Below are 21,080 nucleotides of genomic sequence, written 5' to 3' on the forward strand. Positions count from 1 at the left end.
TTCCACAGGCGGGTGGACGGCCCTCCCGAACGCCGGTGCCGCGCCCCTGCTACGCCGCCTGCCGCTCCCCGGCCGTCGTGACCTCCTTGACCCAGGGTGTCTTCGTGTCCGCCCGGCTGCTCTTCTGCACGTCCCAGGTGCCGTAGCGCGGGTTCAGGTCGATGTTCAGTTCCTCGGACGCCTGCGCCATCGCCTTCCAGAACGTGGCCTTGCCGTCGGCCGTGTTCATGTCGGCGCCGAGCGCGGCGGCCAGCTTCTGCGCCTCGACCTCCGTGCGGAGGTTGTCGTCGATGCGCCGGGGAGCCACCCCGTACTGGTCCAGCCACACCGCCTTCAGCGCCGTCGCGCCGCCCGCCTGCTGCTCGAGGCCGGCCCGCAGCCGGCCGACGTCCCGGCGGGTGACGGACACGCCCGCGTCCTCGGCCGCGCGGTCCAGGACCCGGTCGAGGACCATGCTGTGGAGCGTGTCGCGGGTGAGGCTGCTGGTCCGGGCGAGCGTCTGCTGGTACCGGGTGTCGTCCGGGGTGGCCGAGCGCTGGGCCGTGCGCACCTCCTTCACCCGGCCCTCCAGCTGGGCGACCGTTATCCGGTCCCCGCCGACGACGGCGGCGGTACCCGGGTGCTCGGTGCCACCGCACGCGGTGAGGACAGGGGCCGCGACAAGGGCGGCGCTGACGGCGATCGCGGTGCGACGGCGGTGCAAGGGGGCCTCCCGAGGAGATTGTGCGACGGTGCACAAGGTCTTGCGGTGATCGATGGTAGGCAGTGGCCCGGCTCCGGCCAACCCGTACGACCAACGATTCACGGAGACTTCGGGCACCGTCGCACGCCCGCGCCGCTCGTCAGCCGGTGATGGCGACCGGTGCGTCCCAGGCGTCGCGGTCCACGGTGAGCGTGTAACCGCCGCGGGTCTCCTTGCTGTTGACCATGTACTGATGGCCCCGGCTGTGGTTGGTGTACTGCGTGGAGCCCCACGGCCAGTCCGTGGTGGTGGTGTACTTCTTGTCCCACAGGGCGTACCAGAGGTTGCCCGGCAGGTCGGTCCTGTCCTTCGCGGTGGCGATGGCCTTGGCGCTGGAGCTGGTGAAGCCGTAGAAGCCGGCGCGGTACGTCTTGACGCGCAGCTGCTTGTCGAAGGCGCGCACATACGTCAACACGGCGTTGTTGCACGACGTGTTGGTGGTGTCGTACGGCTCCATGTCGAGGTAGATCGGGCTGCCGGCCTTGATGCCGAGCGCCGACGCCTTGGCCACCGCGTCCGAGGCGTCGCTCGTCCCGAGGGAGGCGGCGTTGGAGGCGGTGAGCTTCTCGGGGTTGGAGCTGGTCTGGCAGGGCGGCTGGGCGCCGACGTAGATCGGGATGAGCTTCCAGCCGACGGAGCTGACCGACTTCACCCAGGAGGCGGTCAGGTTCGGCTGGTTGCAGCCGCGGTTCTTGCCGCCGACGTACACGGCTGCGGCACCGTAGAAGCCGTCGTGCCAGGCCTTCATCGCGGACAGCGACGGCGCGGTGCAGGTGTCGAAGGCGTGTCCGGTGAACGTCTTCTGCGCGGGCCAGGTCGTCGCGGCCATCGAGGTCTGTGCCGCGATCCCGGCGCCCGCGACCACGGCGGCACCGCCCACCGCCCACGAGATGTACCTGAACTTCTTGGACTGCCGATGACCGGCCATCCCCACCCCTGATTCACTACAGGCGGCACGCGCGGGCGTCCGCCGGAAGAGAGTTCCGAAGCCTCGGTGGCGGCGCGTGTCCGGCGCAGCCCGGTCCGTGACGGCGTGGCGCACGGAACTCCGAGGATGGCTGAAACCTACACCTAAGCGCGGAGCTTCGGCACCCGGGGCGGGCCCTTCCCCACGAACCGCCGGACCCCCGCGCGCCGGCCTGCCGGAGTTCCGCGGCATATGCCGGGTGTGCGCCAGACCAGCCGAGGCGCGCGCCAGGACCGCCCGATGCGCGTCAGCCCCGCCGGGTGCGCCGCAGGATCCGTACGGCGGGCCAGGCCAGCAGGGCGGCGACGCCCCACAGGAAGGCCGTGATGGCCACCCACTCACCGGTGCTGGTCTCCGGATCGCCGGCGCCGAACACCGTGAACAGCAGGGCGAGGAACGCGAAGAAGCCGCCGAGGATGCCGAAGACGACGACCGCGGCCGTCTGCCGCCCGGTGCGCCGGGCGGGGGCGGGCCGGCCGGACGTCCCGGCGCCGGCCTCGGGATCTCCCCCGGGCGCCGCGGCCGCCCGCGGTGCCGGCCGCTGCTGCCGGGGCGGCAGCCACACCACAGCGTGGTGCGGTACGGCCGCGTCGACGGCCGCCATGGTGTGCGCGTCCACGCCGTACAGTCCCGGCTCCACCTCGATGACCAGACCGTCGGTGCCGACGAGCCGGCGGCCGCCGTCGGGCCAGCTCAGCATCGCGGCGCAGGCACGGTAGAGCACGGTCGCCGCACTCTCGGTCCCGTCCTTCTCCCGGGCCGTGACACTGATGCCGTCGTCACCCACGACGAGCGCCGTCCCGTCACCGCGCACCGAGGGGAACCGGCGCCCGGTCACCGTGTACGACGAGCTGGTGGGGGCCTCCGTGTACCCGGCCCAGTCCGCACTGTGTCCCGCGGGCACCTGCATCAGGGCCGTCCCGGCCGCCTCCAGGGCCACCGCGTGCAGATGTCCCGGCGTCACGGCCCACAACTCGGACCTGAGCTCGTCGAGGCCGCGCACCGGCCGGCCGGCGAGCAGGTCCTCCGCCGCCCCGGGCAGCCGTCGTACGGCCGCGTCGGGCGCGGTCAGCCCCCCGTCGGCCCGGGTGCGCACCGCCTCCAGGTCGGCCTGGCCGATCCGGCCCACCTGAAGTCCGGCGAGGACGTCGACGAAGCCGCCGAGCACCGCGTCCTGCTTGGCGGGCAGGGCGTCCGCGAAGGCGGTCACCAGGGCGAGGCCGTCGCGGCGGGAGGCGTAGTCGGTGGCCGCCGTGTAGGAGTAGCCGCCCTCCTGGCGCAGCGCGCGGGAGAGTTCGCGTTCCAGGACGCCCGCGTACAGCCGGGCGGCGGTGGTGTCCGTGACGACGGCGTCCAGCAGGACGCCGCCCGTGCCGTCGGAGAAGTAGGCGGGGCCGCCGGGCAGCGCCGAGGTGACGGCGGGCATGGGGCGGCGCGCACCGGCGGGCAGCTTGAGGGACAGCCCGGCCGGCAGGCGCTCCCCGGCGACCCACAGCACGGCGTTGCCCCGGGTGAACCAGGTCGCCGCCCACGCCCGTACGTCGTCCGGACCGAGGTTCCTGACGCCCCACTCCGGATAGCTGACCAGGCCGTATCCCTGGGCCCCGTAGCGCCAGAGCGGAAGCCGGCCGACGTCGCGCCGGGACTCCTCGGTGCGCAGGATCTCCTTCTCGGTCTCCAGGCGCTCCATGGGCAGGTCGGTCAGGGAGGCGCAGACCCCCTGGAGGTAGGCGACGACCTCGTGCTCGGCGCCCTCCACGTGGAAGTGGGTGAAGGCGGCCTTGGTCGCGCCGTTGAAGTGGTAGTCGGCCAGGCCCTGGCGGTGCAGGGCGAGGTGCTCGACGAGGTGGGTGATTCCGGCCCGGCCGAGCGTCTCGTCGGCGACCCCGGCGCGGAAGACGAGTCCGGCGCGCACGGGCCCCGTGGCGTACGCGAAGAGGGTGGGTATGCCGTCGACCTCGGTGGGGTGGATGGCGGCCTGAGGGTTCATCTTCGGCCTCTGTTCGGCGTGTTCGTCGTCATGGCGGTCATCCCCGGGCGAGGGCGGCATCGCGGTGTTTGACGTAGGCCGCGGCGGCGTCGCCGCCCAGGTCGGCCCACGGGTACTCGGAGGCGAGGTTGCCGAGCGCGCGGAAGCAGGCGGCGGCCCGTGCCAGGTCTCCCGTGAGGGAGAACAACGCGGCGAAATAGCCCTGGACGGTGACCCAGCCGTAGTCGCGGCGGAAGCCGGGGTGGAGCGCGGACCGCTCGGCGGCTTCGACGAGTTCGGCCCGCACATGGCCCTGGCGCAGGTACTCCTCGCGCTCGCGACCGCGCAGGGCGAGCCGGTGTTCCATGTGCACCTCGGCCACCAGTCCGCCGCTCAGGGCGCCTTCGGGGGAGCCCAGCAGACACTCCCGGGCGAAGGCGTGGGCCGCCTCCCAGCTGCCGCCCCACTTGGGGCACAGCTGCTGGAGCAGCCGGCCCTGCGCGCTGAAGTGGTGCGGGTGGTGCGCGGCCAGCCGGTCGTACCGGCGCCGCGCCTCGTTCTGCCCGAGTTGCAGCCCCATGGCCGTGGTGAGGCGCTCGGCCCAGGCCGCTTCGGACGACGGGTCGAGCGCGGTGGCCCGGATCAGCAGTTGCTCGGCCTGCCGCAGGTGCGCGTGCAGTCCCGCGAACTGCTCCCGGCTGACCTGCTTGGCGGGCGCCGCGGTCCGGATCTCCCAGCCGATGCGCACCTCGCGGCTGCCGAGGACGGTGAGGGCGAGCACGTCGTCGGGGGCGGCGGCGAGTATCTCGCGCATCCACCCCTCCACCCCGTCCACCTCGGCCAGCACACCGACGGCGAAGCTGCGATTCGTCTCCCTCGGCAGCCCGTCGAGGTACTGCCGTACGGACGCCCAGTCCCGCGCGGTGGCCGCCTGACGCAGCCAGGTGACCTCGGGAAAGGCCGAGGCGATCTCGAAATCGGGAGGCGGCGGGGAAGAGGCGGGAGCGAGCGACATGCGGCGGATCCTAGGCGAGGCCCCCGCCTGCACGACCCGCCGGGGGAAGCCCGGCCCCGGGCAGGGAGAATCACAACCTCACCTTGACCCCCAACCTACTATTCGTTCATCTTTCATTAACCATTCATCCATAACGTCCCGCCGTCTCGATCACCCGTCGTGATCCGCGCGCCGCTCAAGTCGGTCCCGCTCGCCGATGTCCCGCGGCACGCTCTCGAAGGCGCCCTGGCAGCCCGCGCGGCCCCACGGCTCCTCTCACCTCCAGGAGTCCTCATGGCCCTCAACGCCCGCCGCGCCAGGCAGCTTCGGGAAGCCGCCGCCCCCTTGCTGCTCCAAAACGAGCAGATACAGATGACGACCCTCGCGGGCGTCGGCTCGGTCTCCGTGCGCCAGCAGGCGCTCACCGCGGCCGTGGTCGGCGTGCTCAGCGCGGGCACGGTGATGGCCACGGTCACACCCCGCCCGCTGTATCTGGTCCTGACCGACCAGCGCGTGCTCTTCTTCGACGGCAACCGCGGCGGCAAGCCCGGCAAGCTCGTTCTCAACCTGCCGCGCCCGTACGTCTCCGCGGGGGGTTCGAAGAAGGCATTCCTGGGCCTTCAGTACGTCACCCACCTGTCGGTGGCCGGTCAGGAGAAGGGTCTCAAGGTCACCTTCCCGGTCCAGCACCGCGGCGACGGACCGCGGTTCGTGTCGGCGCTGCCGGTCACGCGCTGAGGGATCCGGACGCCTCAGCCGCGGACCTGTCCCAGCCACTGGAGGGTCCGCCGGATGTCCACGGCCAGCGGATGGCCCGGGCCGCGCATGCGGTCGACGTCGTGCAGCAGCCGTACGAGGGTGTCGTGGGCGGCGGCGCGATCGCCGAGGGCGAGCAGCAGGTGCCCGATGCGGCGGCGGACGTCATGGGCGAGTTCCGGGTCGCCCGCCACGTACTGGTTCTCGTAGTACGGCAGCAGCGCCCGGTACTCGGCGAGCGCGGCCGCCGGTTCGCCGAGTTGCTCCAGGCACTGCGCGACCTCGTAGCGGAAGCGCAGTGCCTGGGGGTCGGCCTGGCCGGCCTCTGCCGCGCGTTCGTCGGCGAGACGGCGCAGTTCGGGCAGCGCGCGCCGGTACTGGCCGTCGTCCATGAGGGTCGCCGCGTACTGCTTGCGCAGGGTGCGGACGACCGTCGAGTGCTCGCCGTGCCGGGCGGCCGCGGCCGGGAGGATCGCGCCGAGGATGTCCACCGCCTGGGTGATGCGGCCCTCGCCGAGCAGGCGTTTGACCTCGTCCACGGCGCCCGCGACATCGGGTTTCTCGACCGCCGGCGCGGCCTGCGGCTGGGACGCCGGGGTCCGCGCCCGGTCCGGCCACGGGGCATGCGGGCGCAGAAAGGGGCGCGTGGGGTCGAGAGGGGCTCCCGAGGGCATGCCGCGTGCGGGAAGGAGCGGGAGCAGCTGCTCGTACGTCTCCTGCGCCGAGGCCGGGCGGTGCTGCGGGTCCTTGGCGAGCAGACGCAGCACGAGCGCCTCCAGGGCCTCGGGCACTTCGGGACGCAGTCGGCGCACCGGCAGCGGGGGCTCGTAGAGGTGGCGGTGCAGCACGCCGAGCGCGGTCGAGCCCGCGAACGGTACGTCACCGCTGAGGAGCTCGTGCATGAGCACACCGAGCGCGTAGAGATCGGTGTACGGGCCGACCGCGCCGCCCATCGCCTGCTCGGGCGCCATATAGGCGGGCGAGCCGATCGGGGAGCCGGTGTGGGTGAGCCGGGTCGTGTCCGTGTCCATCACGGATGCCACACCGAGGTCGAGGACGGTGACCGTGCCGTCCTGTTTGACCATGACGTTGCGCGGCTTGAGATCACGGTGGACGATCGGCACCGCGTGCACGGCGGACAGCACGGCGCACAGTTGCGCGGCGACGGCCACCACCCACGGCCAGGGGTACGGATCGTGCTCGGCGAGATGGTCGGCGAGGTCGGCCCCGTCGACGTACTGCATCACGAGATACAGATCCTCGCCCTCGCTGCCCGCGTCGTGGACGGTGACCAGACCGGGGTGGTCGACCTGCGCGGTGACACGGCACTCGCGCAGGAACCGGCGGCGCAGTTCGTCGGCCTCCTGGCCCGCGACCTTGTCCGGCCGCAGCAGTTTGACGGCCACACGCCTGTCCAGACGCTGGTCGTACGCCGTCCAGACCTGGCCCATGCCGCCCTGGCCGATGAGCGTGGACAACTCGTAGCGGTCCGCGACGATGCGTCCGGTCGTCGCGCTCATCTGCCGTCCTCGTGCTTGCGGAGGTAGTCGCTCAGCTCGTCGAGCTCGGCCCGGACCTGGTCGATGCGGGCGGGCGCGGGCCGCTGCGGCTGCGGCTGCGGCTGCGGCTGCGGCGGCTGCGGCTGCTGCGGCGCCGGGGTGTACGGGGGCGGCGGGGTCTGCGCCGACGGGGTGGCGGGGTAGGGCTGGGCGGCGGGGTAGCCGTAGCCCGGCGGCACATAGGCGTGGGGTCCCGGGTGCGTCGGGCCGGTGGGCGGCAGGCCACGGTGGTGACGTATGTCGAAGACCACGAAGTACGCCCCGCTGACGGCGCCGAGGAGGAGCACGGTGGCGAGCGCGACGTCGGACCGGTGGTCGCCTTCCGGGACGGAGCCGACGACCGCGAGGCAGCCGATGGACAGGGGGATGCTGGTCCAGGCCAGGAGCCAGTCCACCCATCTGCCCCGCAGCAGCGCGACCCGGAACAGCGGGAGGCACGCGAGCAGTCCGCAGCTGAGGAAGCCGGCGATGGGGAACAGCACCCGCAGGGTGATGACCATGCCCCTACTGCGGGTGGGCGGCGCCGCGCCGTGGCCGTACATGACTGCTCCCGGGACCGGATGAGGACGGACGTACGAGTGTCGGGGTCCGAGCGTATAGCCCGATCCCGACAGACGGTTTCGGGATGTGCAGAACCGTTGCCGTACCGGCCGGTGCCGTCAGTCCGGTGCGACCGTGCCGTCCGTCAGTCCGTCGTACAGGCCGCGGACGAGTCGTTCGCCGAGGCGGCCGGCGAGACGCAGGGCGTCCTCGAACCCGGCGAGCGCCCGGAAGCGCTCACCGTAGTGGCGCTGCTGCTCCAGCGGGAGCCGGGGCAGTTGGAGACGGCGTACGTCGAGCCGGGTCGCGGTGGAGGCATAGCTGCTGGCCTGACGGTTGTTGGCGGTGCCACGCAGGAAGCCGGCGAGGAACCAGGGGTCGAGCGCCGCCGGGTCCGGGCGCAGCAGCACCAGACTGCGTCCGAGCGCGGCTCCCGCGGTCGCCGCGTCGATCACGCGCGCGACGGCGCCGCCGCCCAGGACGGGCACGACCACATCGCCCTCGGCGACGAGGACCGGCTCCTCCCCGGTCCCGGGCAGGGTTCCGGTGGGTGCGGTGCCGGCGAGCACGTCGTGATCGGTGAGCACGCGCGCGTGGGGGCCGTTTCCGCCGGTACGCATCATCAGGACGCCGCTCCGGGCGAGTTCACCGACGGTGGTGAGCGGCCAGCGGGTCTGGCCGGCGGTGTCGTGCGCGGACGGGTTGAGGTCGACGGTGAGCCGGAGGGTCTCGTCCAGACGTGCGCGCAGGGCCGTGAGCTCCTGGGCCCCCCCGCCGACCGCGGGCGGCGGGAGATGGCGGGCGGGGGCGAGGTCGACGTCGTCGTCGAGGAGTTCGATGACCGGTACGGACCGGCTCACCCCCGGCACCTCCGGCGCGGCGCCGGTCCGGGCGAACAGGCGCCAGGCGCCGAGAACGGCGTCGCGCACGGCCGCCCAGTCCGAGACGCCGCGGCCCTCGGGGACGGACGCGCCGGCGTCCGTGAGCAGCAACTCGGGCTGCGCGGGCGCCTTGTCGGGGCGGCGCAGCACCCACAGGTGCAGCGGAATGTTGTACGGGGGTGCCGCACCCACCGGCAGGGCGATCACGGCGCGCAGGGCGCCGCGGCGCAGCAGATCGGCGCGGATGCGGCGGCCCGAGCGCCGGGATGCGGCGGCGGGCGGCATCAGCAGCACGGCGGTGCCGCCGTCTCTGAGGCGGGCCAGCGCGTGCTGCACCCAGGCGAGTTCGGACTCCGTTCGAGCCGGGAAGCCGTACTCCCAGCGGGGATCGTAGGCGAGTTCGTCGTGGCCCCAGTTGCGCTCGTTGAACGGCGGATGGCACAGCACGGCGTCCGCCCCGAGGGCGTCGAACGCGTCGGCCCTGAGGCTGTCACCCGCGGCCGTGCGGACGACGCCCTTCGTGTGCAGCGCGAGGCGCAGGCCGGTGAGCGCGGCGAGCCCGGGGTCGCTGTCCTGGCCGTGCAGCTCCTGGCCGGGCGTGGCGGCGACGGCACGCAGCAGGGCGCCGGTGCCGCAGGCCGGGTCGAGGACGCTGCGGGCGGGGCCCGCGAGGTCGGCCATCAGCGCGGCCAGGTCGGCCGGGGTGAGCGTGTACTGGCGGGGATTGGCGTCGAGGTGCCGGCCGAGCAGGAACTCGTACGCCTGCTGGGGACCCAGTTCCTCGGCGAGATCGGCGGCGCCCCGCAACAGCGGGGCCGACGGGAGGAGTTCCGTCGGCGTCGGGAAGGGCACGGCGGTCCCCCGGAGCATGCCGAGGCGGGGGGTGAGCACCTGCTCCAGGGCGGTGGGCAGCAGCTCGGCCAGGCGGGCGTCGGAGCCCTCGCTCGCCTCCTGCCAGATCACGGGCCGGTCGTGGACGAGCACGAGGGCGCAGCCCGCGTGGACGAGGGCCGTGACGGGTCCCTCCGGGTGGCCGGCGACCTGCTGCCACACGCGCTCCCGCAGGGGCACCTCGGCGAGCTTGCCCTGCCGGCGCAGCCAGTCCTCGATCTCGGTGAGCGCGAAGGAGGGGCTGGTCTCCGTGCCCCCCACCGGCTTGGGGAAGTCGGCATGGCGCCGGCGCCAGTTGCTGACGGCGGCCCGGCCGACCCCCGCGAGCCGGGCGATTCCGGCGGCGGTCACCTCTGTCCCGTTGTCCTGCACCCGCCCGGCTCCCCTCTGCCCTGTCGGCCTGTGGCCTAGAGCATACCGAGATGCGCAAGATCCACCCCTTCACGTCCGTGTATCGCTCCATTCAGCATGCTCATGTTGACTCGGTTCACAGGCTCTGCTTTATTGAACGCCGAACGAGCCTTCGCCGTAACGGCGAACGCCTCGACCAGGGGAGGGAACAGCCGTGGCCATGAAGGGCAGGCTCACGTTCGGGGCCGTCGTCGGCCTCGTCGTCATCGGCACTGTCTCGGCCAACGCGGACAGAGCGCACAGCGGAGCGGAACGGGAACGCCACGGCGGGACCCCGTCCGTGTCCGCCGGACAGCACCCGGGAGCCACGTCCGGCCGCACGGGCGGGGACGGCAGCGCGCTGCGGACGCCCCGGGCGAAAGCGACCCGCTGACCGCCCTCCTCCTCACCGCACGTCACCCCACCGCACGTCACCGCACGTCATCTCACCTCAAGGAACTCTCATGCGTCGCACCGCACTTGCCGCTCTCTGCCTCGCCGCCGCGGCCACCGCGGGACTCACCGGCTGCCTGCCCGGCCAGAACTCGGCGGACGACAAGCCCAAGGGCCCGTTCGCCGGACTCACCGGCGGCGAGATCGCCGACCGGTCCATGAAGGCCACCACCGGCGCCACCTCGCTGCGCATGCAGGGGGACATCCCCGACGACGAGAGCAACGGCACCATCCGGATCGACATGGCCCTGAACAAGAAGGGCGACTGCGCCGGCACCATGAGCGTGGGCTCGCAGGGCAAGGCCGACCTCATCAAGACCGGCGACACCGTCTACATGAAGTACGACGAGGCGTTCCTGCGTGCGCAGGGCAAGGGCGACCCCAAGGCGGACACCGACGCGGTCGTGGACATGATGGCCGGCAAGTGGACCAAGATGTCGGCGAAGGGCAAGGACGCCAAGGACATCGCCGGCTTCTGCGACCTGGACTCGGTGCTGGGCGGACCCGAGGAGGGGAACTCCGATGCGAAGCGGGGCGCGACGACCACGATCGACGGCACCCCGGCCATCGTTCTGCACGAGAAGGACGGCAAGGACCGTTACACGCTCTACGTCGCCACGCAGGGCAAGCCGTACCTCCTGAAGGTCACCAGCACCTCCAAGAACGAGCCCGGCTCGATCGTCTTCACCGACTTCGAGAAGCGGGTCCCGGCCGACGCGCCCAAGGGCAAGGTTCTGGACCTGGACAAGCTGGGCGGCTGACCCGCGCCGGCGACGGACCCTCGGGCGAGCGGGTCAACCGCCGCACTGCTCCAGCATCATCCGCTTGTCGGACGCCGTCACGGGAAGCCCGTACTTCAGTGACACCTGGGCGAAGCGCACGGCGTAGGAGCAGCGGATCCGCTTGTCCGGGGGCAGCCAGGTCGCCGGACCGGCATCCCCCTTGGCCCCGTTGGTCGGTCCGTCCACCGGGATCAGATTGAGCGGATCGTTGGCGATGTCCTCCCGCTTTCCCTTCGTCCAGCGGGAGGCGCCCATCTGCCAGTCGTAGGACAGCGGCATGACATGGTCGATCTGGACCGTGGCGGCACGGGACTTGGTCCACTCGATCGTCTTCGCGGTGTACGGGTCGTGCAGCGTCATGGAGACCACGACGCAGTCCGAACCGGACCGGAAGCGGACGTTCTGCCCATCGCGTTTGAGGAGATCGTTCCGCGAGTCGCACCCGTTGTGGGAGAACGGGATGCCGCCGGGGGCCGAGTCCATCCACGCGTACCCGAACTCGTCCCGGTCATAGCCCGTCTTCGGGCCGCGTCCCTTCGTCGCGACCTTCCCGATCAACGCCCGCGCCCTCGCGCGGCCGGCGTCCGAGGTGACGGCCGCCAGTCCGGGCTTGGTGCCGTCCGGGTTGTCCAGCGGGCTGACGGCACGACCGTCGCCGGGTGCCGACGCGGAGGATCCGGAGGGCGAGCCGCCCGCGGGCACATCGACCCCCTGACAGCCCGTCACGGTGACCACGGCCAGGGCGGCGGCGACGATCCCACCCCTCATATGCAGCACGCGAAGCCCTCCCCTTGCCCACACCGCTCGTCCGGACAGCTCCCGCACCATGGGCGCGGTCTGCCCTGTCTCACGGTAGCCGCCGGTACGTCACGCTCCTACGACTGCCCCCTGACAACCGATGCACGCCCGGCGTGGGACCGGTGGTGAGCCGGTTCGTCCGCCTGCCTACGACCCCAGGATCGACGTCAGAAACTCCCCGACCCAGCCCAGCAGTTCCCGTCCGACCAACGGCTTCCCGCCGACCTTCGCGGTCTTGGGGCGGGGCACCAGGACCTGATGCAGCGCCGGCTTGAGGACGCTTCCCGGGTACAGGCGCTTGAGCCGCAGCTCCTGGGACTCCCTCAACTCCACCGAGGCGAAGCGGATGTTGTTGCCCTGCAAAACGATCTCGCCGACGCCGCACGCACGGGCGAACATGCGCAGGGCCGCCACCAGGAGGAGGTTCTCGACCGGCTCCGGGAGTTTGCCGTAGCGGTCGACCAGTTCCTCGCGCACGGACTTGATGTCCTCCTCCGAGTTCACGGAGGCGATCGCGCGGTAGGCCTGGAGACGCAGCCGCTCGCTGGGCGCGTAGTCGTGCGGGACGTGCGCGTCGACCGGCAGCTCGATCTTGACCTCGAGCGGCGGCTCCTCCTCCACGCCGCCCTCCAGGGAGGCGCGGTAGTCCGCGACCGCCTCGCCGACCATCCGCACATACAGATCGAAGCCGACGCCCGCGATATGGCCCGACTGCTCGCCACCGAGCAGATTGCCCGCGCCGCGGATCTCCAGGTCCTTCATCGCCACATACATGCCCGCGCCCATCTCCGTGTGCTGGGCGATGGTCGCCAGACGCTCGTGCGCCGTCTCCGTCAGCGGCTTCTCCGGCGGGTACAGGAAGTAGGCGTAACCCCGTTCGCGGCCCCGGCCGACACGGCCGCGGAGCTGGTGCAGCTGCGAGAGGCCGAAGTTGTCGCCGCGCTCCACGATCAGGGTGTTGGCGTTGGAGATGTCGATGCCCGACTCGACGATCGTGGTGGAGACCAGGACGTCGTACCTCTTCTCCCAGAAGTCCACGACCACCTGCTCCAGCGTCTGCTCGGACATCTGGCCGTGGGCGGTGGCGATGCGCGCCTCCGGCACGATCTCGCGCAGCCGCGCCGCGGCCCGGTCGATCGACTCCACCCGGTTGTGGATGTAGAAGACCTGGCCCTCGCGCAGCAGTTCGCGGCGGATGGCGGCGCCGATCTGCTTCTCCTCGTACGGCCCGACGAACGTGAGCACCGGGTGGCGCTCCTCCGGCGGGGTCGTGATCGTGGACATCTCGCGGATTCCCGTCACCGCCATCTCCAGCGTCCTCGGGATCGGGGTCGCGGACATGGTCAGCACGTCGACGTTCGCCCGCAGCTTCTTCAGCTGCTCCTTGTGCTCCACACCGAAGCGCTGCTCCTCGTCGACGATGACGAGGCCCAGGTCCTTGAACTTCGTCTCCGACGAGAACAGCCGGTGCGTGCCGATCACGATGTCCACCGAGCCCTCGCGCAGGCCCTCCAGGACCGCTTTCGCCTGCGTGTCCGTCTGGAAGCGGGACAGCGCCTTCACCTGCACCGGGAACTGGGAGTAGCGCTCGGAGAAGGTACCGAAGTGCTGCTGCACCAGCAGTGTGGTGGGCACGAGGACCGCGACCTGCTTGCCGTCCTGCACCGCCTTGAAGGCGGCCCGGACCGCGATCTCCGTCTTGCCGTAGCCCACGTCGCCGCAGATCAGGCGGTCCATCGGGACCGACTTCTCCATGTCCTCCTTGACCTCGGCGATCGTGGTCAGCTGGTCGGGCGTCTCCGCGTACGGGAAGGCGTCCTCCAGCTCCCGCTGCCACGGCGTGTCCGCGCCGAAGGCATGGCCGGGCGCCGCCATCCGCGCGCTGTACAGCTTGATCAGGTCCGCGGCGATCTCCTTGACCGCCTTCTTCGCCCGCGCCTTGGTCTTCGTCCAGTCGGCGCCGCCAAGGCGGTGCAGGGTCGGGGCCTCGCCGCCGACGTACTTGGTGATCTGCTCCAGCTGGTCGGTCGGAATGTAGAGCCGGTCACCGGGCTGGCCGCGCTTGGCCGGGGCGTACTCCACCACCAGGTACTCGCGGGTCGCGCCCTGGACCGTGCGCTGCACCATCTCGATGTAGCGGCCCACGCCGTGCTGCTCGTGGACGATGTAGTCGCCGGACTCCAGGGTCAGCGGGTCGATCGTCTTACGGCGGCGGGCCGGCATCCGGGCGCCGTCGCGTCCGGCGGTCCGCTGGCCGGAGAGGTCGGTCTCCGTGAGGACGGCGAGCTTCAGGGCCGGATCCACGAAGCCGTACTCGATCGAGCCGCACGCCACATGCACCACCGACGGGGTCACCGCCGCGAGGTCGGCGTCCAGGCGGGCCGCGATGCCCTCGTTCCCCAGCACCTCGACCGTGCGGGACGCCGGGCCGTGGCCCTCCGTCACGAACACCGCGCGCCAGCTGTCGGCGAGCCAGCCTTTGGTGTCGGCGAGCGCCTTCGCGGTGTCGCCGCGGTAGGTCTCCGGGGCGTGCATACCGAGCTTGAGGGTGTCCCCGTCGAGCGTGTCCAGGTCGTCGGCGCCCGCCGCGAACGGTGACACCGACCACCACATCATGCCCAGCTCACGGGCGCGTTCCCGGACGTCCGCGAGGGACCACAGGGAGGCCGCGCCGACGTCGATCGGCGCCTCGCCGCCGCCCGCCGTGGCCGCCCAGGACGCCTGAAGGAACTCCTGACTGGTCGCCACCAGGTCCGCGGCCCGCGTCCGCACCCGCTCCGGGTCGCACACGACGGCCATGGCGCCCTGGGGCAGCACATCGAGCAGCAGCTCCATGTCGTCGACCAGGACGGGGGCGAGGGACTCCATGCCCTCCACGGCGATGCCCTCGGCGATCTTGCCGAGCAGCTCGCCCAGCTCGGGGTGCTGTTCGGCGAGCGCGGCCGCCCGTGCCCGCACCTCCTGCGTGAGCAGCAGCTCACGGCATGGAGGTGCCCACAGGCCGTGCTCGGCGACCTCCAGGGAGCGCTGGTCGGCGACCTTGAAGTAACGGATCTCCTCGACGTCGTCGCCCCAGAACTCGATCCGCAGCGGGTGCTCCTCGGTGGGCGGGAAGACATCCAGGATGCCGCCGCGCACGGCGAACTCGCCGCGCTTCTCGACCAGCTCCACCCGGGAGTACGCGGCCGCCGCAAGGGCGTCCACCACCTCGTTCAGATCGGCCTGCTGTCCGCTGCGCAGGGCGACCGGCTCCAGCTCGCCCAGGCCCTTGACCTGGGGCTGGAGCACGGAGCGGACGGGGGCGACGACGACGGAGACCGGGCCGGTCTCCGGGTCGTCCTGGCTCGGATGGGCGAGGCGTCTGAGGACCGCGAGCCGCCGGCCCACGGTGTCGCTGCGCGGGCTGAGCCGCTCGTGCGGGAGGGTCTCCCACGACGGGTACTCCACGACGCCGTCCGGCGGCAGCACGGAGCGCAGCGCGGCGGCGAGGTCTTCGGCCTCGCGTCCCGTCGCGGTCACGGCGAGGACGGGCCTGCCCGCGTCCCGGGCGAGCGCGGCCACGGCGAAGGGCCGCGCCGCCGGGGGGCCGACCAGGTCGACGTACCTCCGGTTGCCGTCGGTCGCGGCCTTGACCGCTTCCGCGAGTGCGGCGTCCTTGACGACGGCGTCGAGCAGACCGTGCAGGCTCATGAGGGGGTATCCCGTCCCGAGTGGGCAACACGAACGCCCGGCCACGAGGTTTTCGGGGCCGGGGGTCTCCAGCGTACGACGCCGGGTTCGGCAATGCCGGGGCTGTGGACAACGCCTCCCCGGAAGGATCCGAAGCGGGGGGCAAGGCATAGGAACAGAGCGTGGGAACGCGGGAACAGTGCGGCGGGAACAGGGCACGGGGTGGCCCGGTGCCGGAGAGCCACTGCCCCCGGCACCGGGCCACCCCCCGTGCCCCCGTGCCTCTCGCCCCGGGCTACTCCGTGGCGATCGCGTTCAGTACGTTCATCCGGCCCGCCCGGAACGCCGGAACCAGGGCGGCGAGCAGGCCCACGAACGCCGAGCCGACGAAGACCGCGATGATCGTGGGCCACGGGATCTCCAGGACCTTCAGGCCTTCCAGGGCGAGGAGCTTCTGGGCGGTCGCGCCCCAGCCCATGCCCAGGCCCAGGCCCAGCAGGGCACCGAACAGGGCGATCACCACCGACTCCAGCCGGATCATCCGGCGCAGCTGGCGGCGTGACAGGCCGATCGCACGCATCAGGCCGATCTCCCGTGTGCGCTCCACCACCGACAGCGCCAGCGTGTTCACCACACCCAGGACCGCCACGATGATCGCAAGGGCCAGCAGACCGTAGATCATGTTCAGCAGCCGGCCTATCTGGTCCTTCAGCGCCTTCTTGTAGTCGGTCTGGTCACGGACCGTGTACTGCGGATAGTCGTGCAGCGCCGACTTCAGCGCCGTGTACGCGGCGGCCTGCTGCCCGTCCCTGGCCGAGGCGAAGACCAGCACGTCGAGCGGCATCCTGTCGGACGGGACGTACCTCGCCACCGTCGCGATCGACACATACATCGCACCCTTGTCGATCACGACGTCGTCGCTGGTGATCGCGCGGACCGTGAGATGGGCCGTCCTGCCGTCCCGGAAGGCGACCGCGACCTTCGAGCCGAGCCGGATGCCGTGCTTCTCGGCGAAGCCCTCGAAGACGGACATCGAGTCGGGCCGGTAGGCGTCCGCGAGGTCGCCGGCGACCGTCTTGGTACGCAGGTCCTGCGCGTACGTCGGGTCCGCGGCGTTGACGGTCTCCTTCGTGGTGGTGCTGCCGTCGGGCGTGGTCAGCGAGACGTCCAGCACCTTGTACTCGGTGACCCGCTTCAGGCCCGGCGTCGACTTCATCGCCCGCACCGCCTGGGGAGTGATCAGCTGGCCGCTGTCCGACTGCACGATGAAGTCGGTGCCGACCGTCTTGTCGAGCTGCTCCGTCGCCGAGGCCACCATCGAGGAGCCGACCACGGACAGGCAGGCCACCAGTGCGAGACCGATCATCAATGCGGCGCCCGTCGCACCGGTGCGGCGCGGATTGCGCAGCGCGTTGCGCTCGGCCATGCGTCCGACCGGGCCGAAGACCCGCAGCACGACCGCGCCGAGCGCCCGGACCACCCCGCCCGCGAGCAGCGGGCCGACGACGACGAGGCCGATGAGCGAGAGGACCACGCCGAGCCCGAGCCACAGCGAGCCGTCCTTGGCCCGGTCGTCCGCGGCGGCCGCATACAGGGCGCAGCCGCCGGCGCCGGTGAGGACCAGTCCGAGCGCGGCCCGCAGCCGGCCGGCCTTGGCGTCCACGGGGGCGCCCGCGTCGCGCAGCGCGGCCATCGGGGAGACCTTCCCGGCACGCCGGGCAGGCAGGTACGCGGCCAGCACCGTGACCACGACACCCAGCGCAAGGCCGATCACCGGAGTCGTCCAGGCGACCGTCAGGTCGTCGGTCGACAGATTCATGCCCATCGACCCCATGAGCTTCATCAGCCCGATCGCGATGCCGACGCCGGCGCCGACGCCGAGCACCGAGCCGAACACACCCAGCAGGAGAGCCTCGACCAGCACCGAGCGGTTGACCTGCCGGCGTGAGGAGCCGATGGCCCGCATCAGGCCGATCTCACGGGTGCGCTGGGCGACCAGCATGGAGAAGGTGTTGATGATCAGGAAGACGCCGACGAGGAAGGCGATCCCGGCGAAGCCGAGCATCGCGTACTTCATCACGTTCAGGAAGCTGCTGATGCTCTTCTGGTTGGCGTCGGCGACCTCCTTGGCGGTCTGCACCTTGTAACCGCCGCCGAGCCGCGCCGCCACGTCCCGCTTCAGCCGGGCGTCGCTGACGCCGGAGGCGGCGGTGACATTGACGTTCGTGTAGACGCCCGTCTTCCCGACCAGGGTCTGCTGGGCGGTCCTCGTGTCCAGGTAGAAGACCGCGGCACCGGGGTTGGTGACGGTGAACGAGGCGATGCCCGAGATCTTCGCCGTGTGCGTACCGACCGCGCTGATCACGCCGATCTCGTCGCCGAGCCGCAGGTGGTGCTGGTCGGCGGTGTCCGCGTCGACCATGACCTGACCGAAGCCGTGCGGCGCAGCGCCGGCGGTGATCTTCATGGTGCGGGCGTCGTTGCCGTTCCAGCTGCCGACGATGGTCGGCGCGCCGCTCTTCGGCGACAGGTTCCGCTTTTCCGTGTCGACGACGGTCACCGAGGTCGAGAAGACCGTGCCCTCCGCCGACTTCACCCCGTCGGTCCCGCGCACTTCGCCGAGCACGGAGGCGGGCATGGTGGGCGGCCTGCCGTTGCCCGAGCGGGTCTCGCCGGTGTCCGAGGCGTCCTTCGCGCTGACCGTGACGTCGGACGCGGTCGCCGTGAACAGTTTGTCGAACGTCGTGTTCATCGTGTCGGTGAACACGAGCGTGCCGCACACGAACGCCACCGACAGCAGGACCGCGACGGCCGACAGGGCCATGCGTCCCTTGTGCGCGAAGAAGTTGCGCATCGATGTCTTCAGCACGGTCATGACGTGCGCCCCCGGGCGTCGAAGTCCTTCATCCGGTCCAGGACCTGATCCGCCGTCGGCTGGTGCATCTCGTCCACGATCCGGCCGTCGGCGAGATACAGCACCCGGTCCGCGTAGGACGCGGCGACCGGGTCGTGGGTGACCATGACGATGGTCTGGCCCAGCTCGTCCACCGAGCGGCGCAGGAAGCCGAGCACCTCGGCGCCGGCCCGGGAGTCGAGGTTCCCGGTGGGCTCGTCACCGAAGATGATCTCCGGGCGGGCGGCCAGGGCCCGGGCCACGGCGACGCGCTGCTGCTGACCGCCGGAGAGCTGGGCGGGCCGGTGCTTGAGGCGGCCCGCCAGGCCGACGGTCTCCACGACCCGCTCCAGCCAGGCGCGGTCGGGCTTGCGGCCCGCTATGTCCATGGGAAGCGTGATGTTCTCCAGCGCGTTCAGCGTCGGCAGCAGGTTGAACGCCTGGAAGATGAAGCCGATCCGGTCCCGGCGCAGCTGGGTGAGCTTCTTGTCCTTCAGGCCCGTGATCTCGGTCTCGTCGAGGAATATCCGACCGCTGGTCACGGTGTCGAGTCCGGCGAGACAGTGCATCAGCGTGGACTTGCCGGACCCGGAGGGACCCATGATCGCGGTGAAGTGACCGCGGGCGATGTCCACGTCGACGTGGTCGAGGGCGACGACCCGGGTCTCCCCGGCCCCGTACGCCTTGACGACCTGTCGCGCTCGCGCGGCAACGGCCGTACGCCCTCCAGTGCCCCCGTGCCTGGGAATGGTTACGGCCGATGTCATGACAAATCTCCTCTTTCCATTACGACTAGGACTCGTTGTGAACAGGACTCATTGCGAATCAGACGTGCGGTGCCGCGTCGGGTGACATGCCACGAGACGCGTGCAACCGCGCCCCGTGGCCGAAGGAATGACTGGCGATGTCGACCAGTCTGGTGGCGGAGGGGTCCAGTCCGCGCTGGTGCCCGGCCCCGTCTTCCACTGGGGAAAACCCCACCCTCTCCGCTGCGGCCGGCACGACCCCCGTGCGTGCCGACCGCTCCCCAGCGGCGTAAAGCCAGGTTAAGGACGGTCCGCCGCCCGCTCCTCCTCCGTCGGGACGAAACCACCCCGGGCCACAATGCGGAGATACCCCTAAGGGCCGTCCACCGACGGGTGGACCCTTTCTCAGGGTCGGCTCCACCCCCCGGCGGACCGAGCCTCCACCCTCCCCCCGCGTCAGGGTCAAGTGGGAAGCTTGCGTGCGGCGGACAACAGGCCCTGGGGAGGGGAAACCGGTGGACCGTACGAAACCCGCTCTACGCGACACCGCACGGCGCACCGGAACCGACCGGCGTGGTGCCGTGGTCGCCGCGCTGATGCTGGCGATGGCGCTCGCCGCGCTCGACTCGACGATCGTGGCGACCGCCGTACCGCAGATCGTCGGCGACCTCGGCGGCTTCTCCGTCTTCTCCTGGCTGTTCTCGGGGTATCTGCTGGCCGTGACGGTGACACTGCCCGTCTACGGCAAGCTCTCCGACACCTTCGGCCGCAAGCCGGTGCTGATCGCGGGCGCCTCCGTCTTCCTGCTCGGCTCGCTGTTGTGCGCGCTCGCCTGGAACATGGGAGCGCTGATCGCCTTCCGTATCGTGCAGGGCCTGGGCGGCGGCGCGCTCCAGGGCACGGTCCAGACGCTCGCCGCCGATCTGTACCCGCTCGAGGAACGCCCGAAGATCCAGGCCAAGCTGTCCACGGTGTGGGCGGTGTCCGCGATCGCGGGTCCGGCGCTCGGCGGGATCCTCGCCGCCTATGCGGACTGGCGGTGGATCTTCCTCGTCAACCTGCCGATAGGGGCGCTCGCGCTCTGGCTGATCGTCCGCCATCTGCACGAGCCCCACCGCGCGGCGCGCGCCCGGCCCCGTATCGACTGGGCGGGCGCGCTCACGGTGTTCGCCTGCGGGGGCGTGCTGCTGACGGCGCTGGTGCAGGGCGGCGTGGCCTGGCCCTGGCTGTCGGCGCCCTCCCTGGCGCTGTTCGGCACGGGCCTCGCCCTGCTCGCGGTGGTGGTGGCGGTCGAACGCCGGGCGGCGGAGCCCATCATCCCCGGGTGGGTGTGGCAGCGCCGTACGATCGCCGCGGTCAATCTGGCGCTCGGCGCGCTGGGCCTGCTGATGGTGGCGCCGACGGTCTTCCTGCCGACATACGCGCAGGCGGTGCTCGGACTCGCCCCGCTCACGGCGGGATTCGTGCTGTCCGTCTGGACGGTGAGCTGGCCGGTGTCCGCCGCGCTGAGCCAGCACGTGTACCGGCGCATCGGCTTCCGCGACACGGCGATGCTCGGTATCGGCACCGCGGCGCTGCTCCTGCTGGCCTTCCCCTTCCTGCCGTACCCCGGCGAGGCCTGGCAGCCCACCCTGCTGATGCTCCTGCTGGGCGGTGCGCTCGGCCTCTTCCAGCTTCCGCTGATCATCGGCGTCCAGTCGACCGTGGGCTGGGCGGAACGCGGCACGACGACCGCTTCGGTCCTCTTCTGCCGTCAGACCGGCCAGACCGTGGGGGCGTCGGTGTTCGGCGCCGTGGCCAACGGCGTGCTGTCCGCACGTCTGGGCGGCACGGGCGACCTCGACTCGGTCACTCGGGGCCTCGGCACCGGCACCACGGCCGAGACGACACGCCGGGCGATCGCGGCCGCGGTGCACGCGGTGTACCTGGGCGCCTCGTGCGCGGCCGCACTCGCCTTCGTGGTCCTGCTGTGCGTGGCACCGCGCCGCTTCCCGGTTCTGATCCGGGACGCCCCGGACAGCCGGGACTGAAGTACACACCGGTGACGGCA

15 protein-coding genes are annotated in these 21,080 nt (G+C 71.7%); 4 read left to right on the top strand and 11 right to left on the bottom strand.

Going from position 1 to position 21,080, the window contains the following annotated elements:
* Positions 1–49: 49 nt before the first annotated feature.
* From ABZ876_RS10200 to ABZ876_RS10215, 4 genes are all read right to left on the bottom strand, one after another.
* A complete protein-coding gene (locus ABZ876_RS10200; RefSeq protein ID WP_361777281.1) occupies positions 50–703 on the bottom strand; it encodes a SurA N-terminal domain-containing protein in 654 nt (217 codons plus the stop codon).
* A gap of 139 nt (positions 704–842) precedes the next feature.
* Positions 843–1,670, bottom strand: coding sequence for a glycoside hydrolase domain-containing protein (locus tag ABZ876_RS10205; RefSeq protein WP_361777284.1), 828 nt, complete (start codon positions 1,668–1,670; stop codon positions 843–845).
* A 286-nt stretch (positions 1,671–1,956) separates the two neighbouring features.
* A complete protein-coding gene (locus ABZ876_RS10210; protein WP_361777287.1) occupies positions 1,957–3,699 on the bottom strand; it encodes an insulinase family protein in 1,743 nt (580 codons plus the stop codon).
* A gap of 37 nt (positions 3,700–3,736) precedes the next feature.
* On the bottom strand, positions 3,737–4,693 hold the full coding sequence (locus ABZ876_RS10215) for a hypothetical protein (RefSeq protein ID WP_361777290.1): 957 nt from the start codon (positions 4,691–4,693) through the stop codon (positions 3,737–3,739).
* Between the two features lie 273 nt (positions 4,694–4,966).
* Between ABZ876_RS10215 and ABZ876_RS10220 the strand changes: the two genes are divergently transcribed.
* Positions 4,967–5,410 (top strand): hypothetical protein, encoded by a 444-nt coding sequence (locus ABZ876_RS10220; protein WP_361777293.1) that lies wholly within the window; start codon positions 4,967–4,969, stop codon positions 5,408–5,410.
* Between the two features lie 14 nt (positions 5,411–5,424).
* Here ABZ876_RS10220 and ABZ876_RS10225 read toward each other — a convergent pair whose 3' ends face one another.
* The 3 genes from ABZ876_RS10225 to ABZ876_RS10235 form a co-directional block, all read right to left on the bottom strand.
* A complete protein-coding gene (locus ABZ876_RS10225; RefSeq protein WP_361777296.1) occupies positions 5,425–6,948 on the bottom strand; it encodes a protein kinase in 1,524 nt (507 codons plus the stop codon).
* Positions 6,945–7,529, bottom strand: a complete 585-nt coding sequence (locus tag ABZ876_RS10230) for a hypothetical protein (protein WP_361777299.1) — start codon at positions 7,527–7,529, stop codon at positions 6,945–6,947. Before ABZ876_RS10230 ends, ABZ876_RS10225 begins: the two co-directional genes overlap by 4 nt.
* Positions 7,530–7,646: 117 nt before the next feature.
* Entirely contained in the window at positions 7,647–9,671 is a 2,025-nt protein-coding gene (locus tag ABZ876_RS10235; RefSeq protein WP_361777302.1) for an N-6 DNA methylase, read from the bottom strand.
* Positions 9,672–9,870: 199 nt separating this feature from the next.
* On the opposite strand from ABZ876_RS10235, the gene ABZ876_RS10240 reads away from it, so the two are divergent.
* Together ABZ876_RS10240 and ABZ876_RS10245 are read left to right on the top strand one after the other, a co-directional pair.
* On the top strand, positions 9,871–10,083 hold the full coding sequence (locus ABZ876_RS10240) for a hypothetical protein (RefSeq protein WP_361777305.1): 213 nt from the start codon (positions 9,871–9,873) through the stop codon (positions 10,081–10,083).
* 70 nt (positions 10,084–10,153) lie between these two features.
* Positions 10,154–10,903, top strand: coding sequence for a hypothetical protein (locus tag ABZ876_RS10245; RefSeq protein WP_361777308.1), 750 nt, complete (start codon positions 10,154–10,156; stop codon positions 10,901–10,903).
* A 33-nt stretch (positions 10,904–10,936) separates the two neighbouring features.
* On the opposite strand, the gene ABZ876_RS10250 is transcribed toward ABZ876_RS10245, so the two are convergent.
* From ABZ876_RS10250 to ABZ876_RS10265, 4 genes are all read right to left on the bottom strand, one after another.
* Entirely contained in the window at positions 10,937–11,692 is a 756-nt protein-coding gene (locus ABZ876_RS10250; protein WP_361778103.1) for an HNH endonuclease family protein, read from the bottom strand.
* Positions 11,693–11,869: 177 nt separating this feature from the next.
* Positions 11,870–15,412 (bottom strand): transcription-repair coupling factor, encoded by a 3,543-nt coding sequence (gene mfd / locus ABZ876_RS10255; RefSeq protein WP_361777311.1) that lies wholly within the window; start codon positions 15,410–15,412, stop codon positions 11,870–11,872.
* 274 nt (positions 15,413–15,686) lie between these two features.
* Positions 15,687–18,266, bottom strand: a complete 2,580-nt coding sequence (locus ABZ876_RS10260; RefSeq protein WP_361777314.1) for an FtsX-like permease family protein — start codon at positions 18,264–18,266, stop codon at positions 15,687–15,689.
* Positions 18,263–19,051, bottom strand: coding sequence for an ABC transporter ATP-binding protein (locus ABZ876_RS10265; protein WP_361777316.1), 789 nt, complete (start codon positions 19,049–19,051; stop codon positions 18,263–18,265). Before ABZ876_RS10265 ends, ABZ876_RS10260 begins: the two co-directional genes overlap by 4 nt.
* Before the next feature lie 494 nt (positions 19,052–19,545).
* Between ABZ876_RS10265 and ABZ876_RS10270 the strand changes: the two genes are divergently transcribed.
* Entirely contained in the window at positions 19,546–21,060 is a 1,515-nt protein-coding gene (locus tag ABZ876_RS10270) for an MFS transporter (RefSeq protein ID WP_361777319.1), read from the top strand.
* The last annotated feature ends 20 nt before the right edge of the window (positions 21,061–21,080 follow it).

The sequence above is a fragment of the Streptomyces sp. NPDC046931 genome, from assembly GCF_040644655.1.
Lineage (GTDB): Bacteria > Actinomycetota > Actinomycetes > Streptomycetales > Streptomycetaceae > Streptomyces.

Excerpts from the sequence above, each read along its gene's own strand:
- ABZ876_RS10245 (WP_361777308.1), top strand. The coding sequence starts at position 10,154 with ATGCGTCGCACCGCACTTGCCGCTCTCTGCCTCGCCGCCGCGGCCACC.
- ABZ876_RS10230 (WP_361777299.1), bottom strand. The coding sequence starts at position 7,529 with ATGTACGGCCACGGCGCGGCGCCGCCCACCCGCAGTAGGGGCATGGTC.
- ABZ876_RS10265 (WP_361777316.1), bottom strand. The coding sequence starts at position 19,051 with ATGACATCGGCCGTAACCATTCCCAGGCACGGGGGCACTGGAGGGCGT.
- ABZ876_RS10215 (WP_361777290.1), bottom strand. The coding sequence starts at position 4,693 with ATGTCGCTCGCTCCCGCCTCTTCCCCGCCGCCTCCCGATTTCGAGATC.
- ABZ876_RS10240 (WP_361777305.1), top strand. The coding sequence starts at position 9,871 with ATGAAGGGCAGGCTCACGTTCGGGGCCGTCGTCGGCCTCGTCGTCATC.
- mfd (WP_361777311.1), bottom strand. The coding sequence starts at position 15,412 with ATGAGCCTGCACGGTCTGCTCGACGCCGTCGTCAAGGACGCCGCACTC.
- ABZ876_RS10210 (WP_361777287.1), bottom strand. The coding sequence starts at position 3,699 with ATGAACCCTCAGGCCGCCATCCACCCCACCGAGGTCGACGGCATACCC.
- ABZ876_RS10220 (WP_361777293.1), top strand. The coding sequence starts at position 4,967 with ATGGCCCTCAACGCCCGCCGCGCCAGGCAGCTTCGGGAAGCCGCCGCC.
- ABZ876_RS10250 (WP_361778103.1), bottom strand. The coding sequence starts at position 11,692 with ATGAGGGGTGGGATCGTCGCCGCCGCCCTGGCCGTGGTCACCGTGACG.
- ABZ876_RS10205 (WP_361777284.1), bottom strand. The coding sequence starts at position 1,670 with ATGGCCGGTCATCGGCAGTCCAAGAAGTTCAGGTACATCTCGTGGGCG.
- ABZ876_RS10260 (WP_361777314.1), bottom strand. The coding sequence starts at position 18,266 with ATGACCGTGCTGAAGACATCGATGCGCAACTTCTTCGCGCACAAGGGA.
- ABZ876_RS10225 (WP_361777296.1), bottom strand. The coding sequence starts at position 6,948 with ATGAGCGCGACGACCGGACGCATCGTCGCGGACCGCTACGAGTTGTCC.